We start from the raw sequence: 12,013 nt of genomic DNA, 5'->3' as shown, positions 1-12,013 counted from the left end.
GAGAATTTTGTACATACACGTTATACTATAGAGAAGATTATTCGACAAAATGAACAGCGAATTGTCACAAGATGTCAGAATAGAAAGAAATTATCCTACAAAAGATTTTTTTAACAAAAGACCTATTTTCTTTATAGTGAGGAAGTAGATGAATGAAGACAGGGGATGAATGACATGGAAAAGATTAAAGTGATGATTGTAGATGATAACCGAGATTTAGTAGCGACGATTGCAGATTATTTTAAGGAGCATCCATCGATAGAAGTTATCCATACAGCATATAACGGAAAACAATGTTTAGATTTACTTGAAGAACAAGTTCCAGATGTGCTATTACTTGATATTATTATGCCGCACTTGGATGGTATTGCGGTAATGGACCATTTACACAAAGAGCAACTCTACCCGACAATGAAAGTGATTATGCTGACTGCGTTTGGTCAAGAAGAAGTCATGAAGCAAGCGGTAGATCTCGGAACTGCGTATTTTATGTTGAAGCCATTTGAATTCGATCGCCTTGTGCAGCAAATTTTGCAGGTAGCAGGTACGGCTCACAATCAAACCTCAGCTACTACTGTTCGAACAGCTCCAAAAACGAAAGGCATCGATTTCACAATCACAAACGTCATTAAAGAAATCGGTGTTCCAGCTCATATTAAAGGATACTCCTACTTACGAGAAGCCATTCAAATGGTTTACAATGATATTGAATTGCTCGGTTCGGTCACAAAAGTTCTCTATCCTGAAATTGCAGACAAATTCGATACGACACCGTCCCGTGTAGAACGCGCAATTCGTCATGCAATCGAAGTAGCATGGAATCGAGGAAACTACGAGACGATCTCGCAAACATTTGGATACACTGTTCACCACTTAAAGAGCAAACCAACCAATTCAGAATTTATTGCCATGATTGCAGACAAAATTCGTCTAGAGAATATGGCAAGTTAAAGGAGTTTTACACATGCTTCCGATTTATGCGCATCGAGGTGCATCCGGTTATAAGATGGAAAATACTCTTGCCGCATTTAAAGAGGCCATTTCCCGCAATGCAAAAGGGATTGAAATTGATTTACAACTAACTGCAGATGGACAGCACATGGTTATTCATGATTTAGACTTGTTTCGCTTAACGGGTCAAAACAAACAGATCCGCGACGTCGCTGCAGAAGAGGTATTACAATGGAAAGTCGGAAAACGTTTCCTTCGTCGTTTTTTTGGACACCGTATTTTAACGCTTCAACAATTTATAGAGTTTGCAAGAGTCTATGATGTTGCGTTAAATGTTGAGCTGAAAGAGACTTATATGGGGAAGCAAGAAAAGATTCGGGAAGTCGTAGAACTTATTAAACCGTTTTCAGATGTTCACTTTTCATCGTTCGATCTTTCGATTTTAGCCATTGGACATGCCAACTATCCAGACTACGAGTGGTGTTTAATCGCTAAGAAGTCTACTGACTGGGAAGAATTAAAAAGTTATCCGTGGTTGAAGACGTTGCATATCAACAAGCGCTATTACAATGCCTCTTGGATAAACGAGTTATGCGAGCGCTATTCCATAAGGTTTTACGGTCTGACCGGAAAAGAAAAGTATTTAACGTCACCAAGATCTTGTGTGATTGGTTGGATCACCGATTTTCCAGATAAAGTTGAACAAAAGCAAAAAGGCTTTAATAAGGTATGATGGATTATTTGTAATAGGTTAAGAACGCAACTTTACCAGTGGGTAGGGGTGACCTAACCCCATATAAAAAAGGCTAGATCCTCAATCGGATTTAGCCTTTTTTTCTTTGAATCGTTCAGATACCCGTCCATTTTTACGGTCTCGTCTAAGTAAAAATCCTGCAAAGAAACCTATACCTAGTACCATTAAAGCTAGTCCTAGAACAAATTGAAACCATAGTGGAGCAGTACCTAGATTACTAATTCCGAAAAATGTATCACGCATTAACTTGATTCCGTATGCCGCTAGTATTCCAGGAATTACAAGGACAATCAGTGCTGCTAAACGTGCCAAACCAGTCAACTCCTTATCTGTTATTTACTATCGCATGTGTAAAAATGATTGTCAATCGAGTCAGCTTACGGTATTATAGAGTGGAAATGCAACAACTTGCACTAACACCAAGGAGGTGTGCAATATATTGCAAAATATACTTTTACTTGGAGCAGGGCGAGGTGGAACAGCTATCCTCCGACTCCTTAATAATCTCGGCAACTTTTCATTTACTGCAGTTATCGATGAAAATCCATTAGCACCTGCTATGGCTGTTGCAAAAGAGTTAGGAATACCAACAGATACTCATTGGGAAACCTACATAAGTCCAGACCTCGATATCATCATTGATGCAACAGGGGACTCGAATTTATTCACCCGACTATTAGAAAAGCGGGACCGCTCTACTGTTGTTATTCCTGGAGAAATTGCTTCTATCTTAGTGCAGTTGATTGAAGAGAAGAATCGTTCTTTTCAATTGATGGATGCGCAACGACAAATCCAGCGAATTATTTTTGATTCAATGGATGAAGGAATCATAAGTGTCGATCAAGATGGGAAAATCACATTCTTCAACGAACGAGCTGCAAAGCTGACCAACGTAAAAAAAGAAAAAGTGCTCGGCAAACCTATACATGAAGTTATTCCGCACAGTCGCCTATTACAAGTTATCGAGACGGGACGCTCGGAGTCCAATCAACAATTAACTCTTGAAAGCGGTACCAAAATTGTTACGTCTCGTTTCCCATTGACGACTGGAGACGGTCAACGAATTGGTGCATTTGCTGTTTTTAAAGATATTTCTGAGATTCAACAAATGGCGGAAGATTTGACGAATTTGCGAGAAATTCAAATGATGTTAGAGGCCATTATTCAGTCATCAGATGATGCAATATCCGTAGTGGATGAAAATGGAGTGGGTCTTCTGATCAACCCGGCATATACAAGGATTACTGGACTTGAAGAGAAAGATATTATCGGTAAGCCTGCTGAGGCCGATATTATGAACGGCGAAAGTATTCACAGGCAAGTGCTTGAAACGCGCAAACCAGTGCGAGGGAAGCAATTGCAAGTTGGAAAAGATCGTAAAGAAGTAATTGTGAACGTTGCGCCTGTCATCGTCAACAATCGCTTGAAGGGGAGTGTTGGCGTCATACATGACGTCACAGAAATGCGAACGATGATGAAAGAGCTTGACCGTGCACGCTTGTTAATTCGGTCACTAGAATCCAATCTTTCATTTGAAGATATCATTGGACAATCTGACAAAATTCAGTTCGCTAAAGACCAAGCAAAACTCGCTGCCGGAGTTCCTGTAACCATATTGTTGCGAGGAGAGACGGGAGTCGGGAAGGATCTTTTCGCACACGCTATCCACCGAAAAAGTGAACGAAAGCATAACAAGTTCATACGAGTGAATTGCAGTTCTCAAGAAGCAACAGATCAATTGTTTGATGGTTCAAAACAGGAACCCTTCATCTCACAAGCTTCAGGAGGTACCCTGTTTTTAGATGAAATCGGAGAACTCTCGATTGAACATCAGAGAAAATTACTGAAAGAACTTTCAAACGACAAGTTCCGTTTAATTGCTTCCACAAGTGATCAGCTTGAAAAAAGTATGCGAGATGGCCACTTCCTGGAGGAGCTTTATTTCCAAGTGAATAAAATGCCTATTTATATCCCGCCGTTACGTGAGAGGATTGAAGACATTTCACTCATCCTCGATCATGCGTTAGTGAGACTGAATAAAGAATTCGGCAAACAAGTTGATGGGTTCTCTAGTCGGGCTTTAAAAGCACTCGAATCCTACGATTGGCCTGGGAATGTCCGGGAACTTGAAAATGTCATCAGTCGAACACTGATTTTCATGAATGCGAATGAGCGCTTAGTAGAAGAAAGACATCTTCCACTGACAACGATTCGAAAGTCGAAACCTGAACTGCCAGATGGATCGCTTTCAGACCTTGTTGAAGAATACGAGCGAAAGCTAATTCAAGATACGCTCGCTTCCTTTAAAGGGAACAAGACGGAAGCTGCAAAAAAATTAAATATTTCCCTTCGGACATTGTATTACAAAATTGAAAAACTAGGTGTCGAAGAGTAAAGGAGGAATTTCGGATGAAATCATTTGAGGAACTAGTGCAAATGAAGTCGACGAAGACAATCGCAGTCGCCTGTGCAAACGATCCAGAAGTGTTAGAAGCGATTCGCCAAGCCACTGAATTAGGGCTCGCCAGGTTTTTACTCGTCGATACTGAAGAGAATTGTGCGGCACTACCTGAATTTGTCAGTGCGTCAGGGGCCTGTGAAGTATATCCTGTAAAATCTACACATGTCGCTATCAGAGAAGCTGTAAAAGCGGCAGGTGATGGGCGCGCGGATGCACTGATGAAAGGCCATATCGACACAGCATCTTTGCTACGTGAAGTGCTGCGCGATGACAACGGGCTGAAAACAGGAAAAACGATTTCACACGTCGCTGTCTTCGAGTTTCCAGAGTTTGACCGTTTGTTGTTTGTCACAGACGCTGCTATGAATATTGCGCCGGACTTGAAACAAAAGAAAGATATCTTAGTGAATGCAGTGGCCGTTGCACATCGAATGGGCTTACATGAACCAGTGGTTGCCCCGCTCAGTGCAGTAGAAGTTGTGAATCCTGCGATGCCGTCGAGCACGGACGCAGCGCTACTCACTATGATGTATCAACGTGGGCAAATTAAAGGATGTATTGTGGATGGTCCACTCGCGTTTGATAATGCGATTTCTGTTGCGTCTGCGAAAGCAAAGGGCATTACGTCTGATTCAGCGGGACAAGCAGACATCTTGCTCGTTCCGAACATTGAAGCAGGCAACGTCTTGTACAAATCATTTATGTATTTCGGTCGCGCCAAAGTTGGGGCCGTCATTGAAGGTGCGAAAGTGCCAATCATACTAACTTCCCGTGCTGATAGTGCAGAAAGTAAATTGTACTCAATCGCACTTGCAAGTATATAAAACACTTAATTGGAGGAATTACAAATGGAAATTTTCAAATATATGGAGACTTACGATTACGAGCAATTGATTTTCTGTCAGGACAAAACTTCAGGACTAAAAGCGATTATCGCAATTCATGACACAACACTTGGGCCAGCTCTTGGTGGAACTCGTATGTGGAACTATGCTACGGAAGAAGAAGCAATTGAAGATGCACTTCGTCTAGCAAAAGGGATGACATACAAAAATGCAGCAGCTGGTTTAAACCTTGGTGGAGGTAAAACAGTTATTATTGGTGATCCGTTGAAAGATAAGAACGAAGAGATGTTCCGTGCGTTCGGTCGTTTCATTCAAGGTCTAAATGGTCGTTACATCACAGCAGAAGATGTCGGTACAACAGTTGCAGACATGGACTTGATCCACGAAGAAACAAATTATGTAACAGGTATCTCACCAGCATTCGGCTCTTCAGGAAACCCATCACCAGTTACGGCTTACGGCGTTTACATGGGGATGAAAGCAGCAGCTATGGAAGCATTTGGTTCAGATTCTCTTGCAGGTAAAAAAGTAGCGGTACAAGGTGTCGGAAACGTAGCGTACAAATTATGTGAATTCCTACACGAAGAAGGTGCTATCTTAACAGTTGCAGATATCAATCAAGCCTCTGTAGACCGTGCTGTTAATGAATTCGGTGCAACACAAGTAGACGTGTCTGAGATCTACTCACAAGATGTGGACATTTTTGCTCCATGTGCGCTTGGTGCCATCATCAATGATGAAACAATTCCACAATTAAAAGCAAAAGTTGTTGCAGGAGCTGCAAATAACCAATTAAAAGAGCCACGCCACGGTGACAAGCTGAACGAACTGGGTATCGTGTATGCACCGGATTATGTAATCAACTCAGGTGGTGTTATGAACGTAGCTGACGAGTTAAATGGTTACAACCGTGAGCGTGCTATGAAACGCGTTGAAGGAATCTATGACACAATTGCTCGTATTTTTGAAATCTCTAAAAAAGAAGGCATCGCTTCATACGCTGCGGCTGACCGTCTGGCAGAAGACCGTATCGCACGTATGGCAAAATCACGTCGCCAATTCTTACAAAATGGTAAACATTCATTAACAAACCGATAAGCAAAAAAGAGGAGGCTATTGCAATGGAACCTTATCGTATCCTAGTTCTAAATCCAGGTTCGACCTCCACGAAGATCGGTATCTATGAGAATGAAACGTTACTTTTTGAAAAAACGATTCGTCACAACACAGATGAAATTGAAAAATTTCCATCTATCATCGATCAGTATGCCTTTCGGAAAGAGATGATCTTACAGGCATTGGATGAAGAACAAATGAATATTTCCCGCCTCTCAGCAGTCTGTGGGCGGGGAGGACTATTACGTCCAATCGAAGGCGGTACATATGCCGTCAACGACCAAATGTTACAAGATTTACGTGCCGGCTATTCGGGTCAACATGCTTCGAATCTTGGAGGTATCATTGCCAATGAGATTGCAAAGGGGTTGAATATCCCGGCATTCATTGTTGACCCAGTAGTGGTCGATGAACTCCAGGACTTAGCACGTATCTCAGGAACTGCAAAACTTGAACGTCGCTCAATTTTTCATGCGCTTAATCAAAAAGCTGTCGCAAGACGCTATGCAAAAGAAATTGGCAAACCATATGACGCACTCTCATTAATTGTTGTGCATATGGGCGGCGGAATCACGGTCGGAACACACCATAACGGCCGAGTAATCGACGTTAACAATGGACTACACGGAGATGGACCATTTAGTCCAGAACGTGCAGGCAGTGTTCCAATTGGAGATCTAGTCGAGATGTGTTATTCCGGTCAATACTACCAACATGAAATTATGAAAATGATTGTAGGTCAAGGTGGTCTCGTAAGCTATCTAGGTACAAATGACGCCGTGACCGTTGAGAAACGAATTGAGGCCGGCGACACAGAGGCAAAATTGATTTATGACGCGATGGCGTATCAAGTCGCAAAAGAAATCGGTGCGCAAAGTGCTGTATTGTCTGGAAAAGTCGATGCCATTTTATTAACAGGTGGACTTGCATATGGCAAAGCATTTGTCGCTGAAATTGCAGATCGTATAAGCTGGATTGCAGATGTCGTGACCTATCCAGGAGAAGATGAATTGCAGGCTCTTGCAGAAGGAGCCTACCGCGTATTGAGTGGAGAAGAACAACCGAAGAATTATCCGAACTAGAGGAGGGATTGCATGGCACAAGAATATGATATCGTCATACTAGGCGGTGGAACGGGTGGCTACGTAGCCGCTATTCGCGCAGCTCAACTTGGACTAAAAACTGCCATTGTTGAAAAAGGAAAGCTTGGAGGAACATGCTTGCATAAAGGCTGTATTCCGAGTAAAGCCCTATTACGCTCTGCAGAGGTGTATCATACAGCGAAGGATCGGGCGCATGAATATGGTGTCATCACGAGTGACGTCACACTTGATTTCAGCGCAGTGCAAAAACGCAAACAATCGATTGTCGATCAATTGCATCAAGGTGTACAAGGATTGATGAAAAAAGGCAAAATCGATGTATATGAGGGCACAGGTCGTATGCTCGGACCTTCTATTTTCAGTCCATCTCCAGGTGGAACGATTTCTGTTGAAATGAATAATGGAGAAGAAAATGAAATGCTGATCCCGAAAAATGTCGTATTGGCAACGGGTTCTCGTCCACGTACATTGCCTGGACTTACAATCGATAAAGAATTCGTGATGACGTCGGATGAAGCCCTTGAAATGACAGAACTTCCAAAGTCGATCATCATCGTTGGCGGTGGCGTCATTGGAATTGAATGGGCATCAATGCTACATGATTTTGGTGTAGAAGTCACAGTCATTGAGTATGCGGACCGTATTATTCCTACTGAAGATGATGCCATTTCTAAAGAAATGAAAAAAATTCTTGAGAAAAAAGGTATTACGATCGTTACTTCAGCGAAAGTGGTCTCAGAGACGTTGAAAGTAGACAATGGTGTCACTATCGAAGCTGAAATCAAAGGCGAAATGCAGAGCTTCCAAGCAGAAAAAATGCTAGTGTCCGTTGGTCGCCAAGCAAATGTCGAAAACATTGGTATCGAAAACACAGATATTGTAGTTGAGAATGGATTCGTTCAAGTATCAGACACGTATCAAACAAAAGAGTCGCACATCTACGCAATCGGAGATGTTATCGGAGGTCTTCAACTTGCACACGTGGCGAGTCACGAAGGAATCACTGCTGTCGAGCATATTGCAGGGGAAGACATGCACGCGATGGAAACTGAAAAAGTTGCTCGTTGTGTTTACTCAAACCCTGAAGCGTCAAGCGTTGGGATGACGGAAGCACAAGCTAAAGAGCGTGGCTACAACATCAAAACTGGAAAATTCTCATTCAAAGCTATCGGAAAAGCACTTGTCTACGGTGAATCAGATGGTTTTGTAAAGATTATTGCTGATAAAGATACAAATGATATTTTAGGCGTACACATGATTGGACCGCACGCGACAGACTTAATCTCTGAAGCAGGTCTAGCAATGGTATTAGATGCGACTCCATGGGAAATTGGTTCAACTATTCACCCACACCCAACACTATCTGAAATCATGGGTGAAGCAGCATTAGCAGTCGATGGAAAAGCCATTCATAGTTAAAAGGGGGAAATCAAATGTCTACACGTCATGAAGAAGTCGGTCTAACAAACGACGATGTGTTGAAAATGTACGAAACAATGCTACTGGCACGCCGTATTGATGAGCGTATGTGGTTACTCAACCGTGCAGGTAAAATTCCATTTGTTATTTCATGTCAAGGACAAGAAGCCGCTCAAGTAGGAGCAGCCTATGCACTAGATACTGATAAAGATTACATTGCACCGTATTATCGCGATATGGGTGTTGTCTTGCATTTTGGTATGACAGCACGTGATTTAATGCTTTCGGCTTTCGCGAAAGCGGAAGATCCAAACTCTGGCGGTCGCCAAATGCCGGGTCACTTTGGACAGAAGAAAAACCGAATCCTAACAGGTTCTTCTCCTGTAACGACACAGTTACCGCATGCAGTAGGTGTCGCACTTGCAGCAAAAATTGAAAAGAAAGATTTTGTTTCTTTCGTAACACTTGGAGAAGGTTCTTCAAACCAAGGCGATTTCCACGAAGGATTGAACTTTGCGGGCGTTCATAAATTGCCATGTATCACAATGGTAGAAAACAATAAATACGCGATTTCGGTACCTTTTGATCGCCAAGTCGCTAGTAAAAATATTGCGGATCGTGCAATCGCTTATGGAATGCCTGGTTTTGAAGTAGACGGGAAAGACCCAATCGAAGTCTACCGTGTTACAAAAGAAGCAGTAGAACGTGCACGTAATGGGGAAGGTCCTTCTCTAATCGAAGCTGTGACATTCCGTTTAACGGCGCACTCATCCGATGACGATGATCGCCAGTACAAATCTGCTGAAGAGATTGCAGAAGGTAAAAAACTTGATCCTATCCTTTCATTTGCAGCGTACTTAAAAGAAAACGGCGTCTTAACAGATGAGTCTGAAAAAGAATTAAACGACCGCATCATGAAGGAAGTCAATGAAGCTACAGATTACGCTGAAAACGCAGCGTATGCGGCTCCAGAAGATGCACTGAAACATGTATATGCTGAGCAAGGAGGCGACAACTAATGCCGATTATGTCTTATATCGATGCCATCACACTTGCAATGAAAGAAGAAATGGAACGCGATGAGCGCGTATTCGTTCTTGGAGAAGATGTTGGCCGTAAAGGTGGCGTATTCAAAGCTACAAATGGTTTATATGATCAATTCGGAGAATACCGCGTTCTTGATACACCACTTGCTGAATCAGCAATCGCAGGTGTCGGAATTGGTGCAGCGATGTACGGACTACGTCCAATCGCAGAGATGCAGTTTGCAGATTTCATCATGCCAGCTGTGAACCAAATTATCTCAGAAGCAGCGCGTATTCGCTACCGTTCAAACAATGACTGGACATGTCCAATGGTTATTCGTGCTCCTTTTGGTGGAGGCATTCACGGTGCACTCTATCATTCACAATCTGTTGAAGCGGTCTTTGCAAACCAACCAGGACTTAAAATTGTCATTCCTTCTACACCTTACGATGCAAAAGGCTTGTTAAAAGCTGCGATTCGCGACGAGGATCCAGTGCTATTCTTTGAGCACAAACGTGCGTATCGTTTGATCAAAGGTGAAGTTCCGACAGAAGACTATACAATCGAAATCGGAAAAGTGGATGTGAAGCGTGAAGGAGAAGACATTACGGTCATCACTTACGGATTAGCGGTTCACTTTGCACTACAAGCAGCAGAGCGCTTAGAAAAAGACGGCATCTCTGCACACGTAGTCGACCTTCGTACAGTCTATCCACTGGATAAAGAGGGGATCATCGAAGCGGCATCGAAAACGGGTAAAGTACTACTTGTAACAGAAGATAACAAGGAAGGAAGTATCATGTCAGAGGTCGCAGCAATCATCGCTGAAAACTGTCTGTTTGATTTAGATGCACCTGTTCAGCGCCTTGCAGGACCAGATGTTCCAGCAATGCCATATGCACCAACGATGGAGAAGTTCTTCATGATCAATCCAGATAAAGTTGAAAAAGCAATGCGTGAGCTTGCAGAATTCTAACAAGGAGGTCTTTACATGGCACTTGAACAAATTAAAATGCCTCAACTTGGCGAGAGTGTTACAGAAGGTACGATTGAAAAGTGGCTCGTCTCTCCTGGAGATCACGTAAACAAGTACGATCCACTAGCTGAAGTGAATACAGATAAAGTAACTGCTGAAATCCCATCTTCGTTCACGGGTGTTATCAAAGAATTAATTGCTGCTGAAGGAGATACTTTGGCTGTTGGTGAAATCGTATGTACGATCGAAACAGAAGGTGGCGGGACGGAAGAAGCGCCAGCTGAAAAAACAAGCGAACAACCGAAAGAGGAATCTAAATCTGCACCACAACAAGAGCAATCTAAAGCAGCCCCTGCAAAAGCAGAACGTCCAGCGGGTGCTGGTCGCTTCTCACCTGCTGTGTTAAAAATGGCAGGCGAACATGGCATCGACTTAAGTTTGGTCGAAGGATCTGGGAAAGAAGGCCGCATCACGCGTAAAGACCTTCAAAAAATCATTGATTCAGGTGAACTACCACAAGCAAAAGAAGCGCCAGTTGCTGCACCAGTAGAAGAAGCACCAAAGTCTACTCCTGCTGCGCAAACGACGGCTGCTGCACCGAAACAAGACATCCCAACATTACCTGGTGATGTTGAAATTCCAGTTACGGGTATCCGTAAAGCGATTGCAGCAAACATGTTACGCAGTAAACATGAGGCGCCACATGCTTGGACGATGATTGAAGTCGACGTGACGAACCTTGTTCAGTACCGTGACTCGATCAAAACTGAGTTCAAACAAAAAGAAGGCTTCAATGTCACGTATTTTGCGTTCTTCGTAAAAGCTGTTGCACAAGCATTGAAAGAATTCCCAATGATGAACTCGATGTGGGCTGGGGACAAAATCATCCAGAAAAAAGACATCAATATCTCCATCGCAGTCGCTACGGAAGATGCTCTTTACGTTCCTGTTATCAAACATGCGGATGAAAAAACAATCAAAGGCATCGCACGTGAAATCAATGAACTTGCAGGCAAAGTCCGTGCAGGTAAATTGAAATCAGACGATATGCAAGGTGGAACATTTACAGTGAACAATACCGGTTCATTTGGTTCTGTTCAGTCTATGGGAATCATCAACTACCCACAAGCTGCAATTCTTCAAGTGGAATCCATCGTAAAGCGTCCAGTGATTATGGACGGCGGTATGATTGCTGCGCGTGACATGGTCAATTTATGTCTGTCACTAGATCACCGTGTGCTTGACGGTCTCGTTTGCGGACGCTTCTTAGCGCGAGTAAAAGAGATTTTAGAAAACATGACTAAAGAAAACACATCTGTTTATTAAGATGTCGAAGTCGTCCAATTTTTTGGACGACTTTTT

Annotated in this window: 11 protein-coding genes; 10 read left to right on the top strand and 1 reads right to left on the bottom strand. The window is 42.8% G+C overall.

The features are described 5' to 3' along the window. Positions 1-174: 174 nt before the first annotated feature. Both spo0A and ACF3OH_RS07185 read left to right on the top strand, forming a co-directional pair. Entirely contained in the window at positions 175-951 is a 777-nt protein-coding gene (gene spo0A, locus ACF3OH_RS07190) for a sporulation transcription factor Spo0A (RefSeq protein ID WP_204589307.1), read from the top strand. 13 nt (positions 952-964) lie between these two features. Then, entirely contained in the window at positions 965-1,684 is a 720-nt protein-coding gene (locus ACF3OH_RS07185) for a glycerophosphodiester phosphodiesterase (RefSeq protein WP_392453869.1), read from the top strand. A gap of 81 nt (positions 1,685-1,765) precedes the next feature. Here ACF3OH_RS07185 and ACF3OH_RS07180 read toward each other — a convergent pair whose 3' ends face one another. After that, positions 1,766-2,017: a DUF2627 domain-containing protein gene (locus ACF3OH_RS07180; protein WP_204589305.1), complete on the bottom strand. Its 252-nt coding sequence runs from the start codon at positions 2,015-2,017 to the stop codon at positions 1,766-1,768. Positions 2,018-2,144: 127 nt separating this feature from the next. Between ACF3OH_RS07180 and ACF3OH_RS07175 the strand changes: the two genes are divergently transcribed. The 8 genes from ACF3OH_RS07175 to ACF3OH_RS07140 are packed head-to-tail and all read left to right on the top strand — an operon-like array spanning position 2,145 to position 11,977. After that, the gene (locus tag ACF3OH_RS07175) at positions 2,145-4,100 is read left to right on the top strand and encodes a PAS domain-containing protein (RefSeq protein ID WP_392453868.1); all 1,956 of its coding nucleotides are present in this window, start codon (positions 2,145-2,147) and stop codon (positions 4,098-4,100) included. 14 nt (positions 4,101-4,114) lie between these two features. Next, positions 4,115-4,990, top strand: coding sequence for a bifunctional enoyl-CoA hydratase/phosphate acetyltransferase (locus ACF3OH_RS07170; RefSeq protein ID WP_392453867.1), 876 nt, complete (start codon positions 4,115-4,117; stop codon positions 4,988-4,990). Between the two features lie 24 nt (positions 4,991-5,014). Continuing rightward, a complete protein-coding gene (locus ACF3OH_RS07165; RefSeq protein WP_392453866.1) occupies positions 5,015-6,109 on the top strand; it encodes a Leu/Phe/Val dehydrogenase in 1,095 nt (364 codons plus the stop codon). A 23-nt stretch (positions 6,110-6,132) separates the two neighbouring features. Then, entirely contained in the window at positions 6,133-7,209 is a 1,077-nt protein-coding gene (gene buk / locus ACF3OH_RS07160; RefSeq protein WP_392453865.1) for a butyrate kinase, read from the top strand. Between the two features lie 12 nt (positions 7,210-7,221). Continuing rightward, positions 7,222-8,649: a dihydrolipoyl dehydrogenase gene (lpdA, locus tag ACF3OH_RS07155; protein WP_392453864.1), complete on the top strand. Its 1,428-nt coding sequence runs from the start codon at positions 7,222-7,224 to the stop codon at positions 8,647-8,649. 14 nt (positions 8,650-8,663) lie between these two features. After that, positions 8,664-9,668, top strand: coding sequence for a thiamine pyrophosphate-dependent dehydrogenase E1 component subunit alpha (locus ACF3OH_RS07150; RefSeq protein WP_204589300.1), 1,005 nt, complete (start codon positions 8,664-8,666; stop codon positions 9,666-9,668). Then, positions 9,668-10,651: an alpha-ketoacid dehydrogenase subunit beta gene (locus ACF3OH_RS07145; RefSeq protein WP_094942020.1), complete on the top strand. Its 984-nt coding sequence runs from the start codon at positions 9,668-9,670 to the stop codon at positions 10,649-10,651. The genes ACF3OH_RS07150 and ACF3OH_RS07145 overlap by 1 nt, the downstream gene beginning before the upstream one ends. A gap of 15 nt (positions 10,652-10,666) precedes the next feature. Next, positions 10,667-11,977 carry a dihydrolipoamide acetyltransferase family protein gene (locus ACF3OH_RS07140; RefSeq protein WP_392453863.1) on the top strand — a complete coding sequence of 437 codons (1,311 nt, stop codon included), beginning with the start codon at positions 10,667-10,669 and terminating at the stop codon, positions 11,975-11,977. The last annotated feature ends 36 nt before the right edge of the window (positions 11,978-12,013 follow it).

Origin of the sequence: Chryseomicrobium aureum (assembly GCF_043182735.1) — a bacterium.
Classification (GTDB): Bacteria; Bacillota; Bacilli; order Bacillales_A; family Planococcaceae; genus Chryseomicrobium; species Chryseomicrobium aureum.
This window is presented reverse-complemented; position numbering and strand designations above follow the sequence as displayed.

Excerpts from the sequence above, each read along its gene's own strand:
- ACF3OH_RS07145 (WP_094942020.1), top strand. The coding sequence starts at position 9,668 with ATGCCGATTATGTCTTATATCGATGCCATCACACTTGCAATGAAAGAA.
- spo0A (WP_204589307.1), top strand. The coding sequence starts at position 175 with ATGGAAAAGATTAAAGTGATGATTGTAGATGATAACCGAGATTTAGTA.
- ACF3OH_RS07165 (WP_392453866.1), top strand. The coding sequence starts at position 5,015 with ATGGAAATTTTCAAATATATGGAGACTTACGATTACGAGCAATTGATT.
- ACF3OH_RS07140 (WP_392453863.1), top strand. The coding sequence starts at position 10,667 with ATGGCACTTGAACAAATTAAAATGCCTCAACTTGGCGAGAGTGTTACA.
- ACF3OH_RS07170 (WP_392453867.1), top strand. The coding sequence starts at position 4,115 with ATGAAATCATTTGAGGAACTAGTGCAAATGAAGTCGACGAAGACAATC.
- lpdA (WP_392453864.1), top strand. The coding sequence starts at position 7,222 with ATGGCACAAGAATATGATATCGTCATACTAGGCGGTGGAACGGGTGGC.
- buk (WP_392453865.1), top strand. The coding sequence starts at position 6,133 with ATGGAACCTTATCGTATCCTAGTTCTAAATCCAGGTTCGACCTCCACG.
- ACF3OH_RS07185 (WP_392453869.1), top strand. The coding sequence starts at position 965 with ATGCTTCCGATTTATGCGCATCGAGGTGCATCCGGTTATAAGATGGAA.
- ACF3OH_RS07150 (WP_204589300.1), top strand. The coding sequence starts at position 8,664 with ATGTCTACACGTCATGAAGAAGTCGGTCTAACAAACGACGATGTGTTG.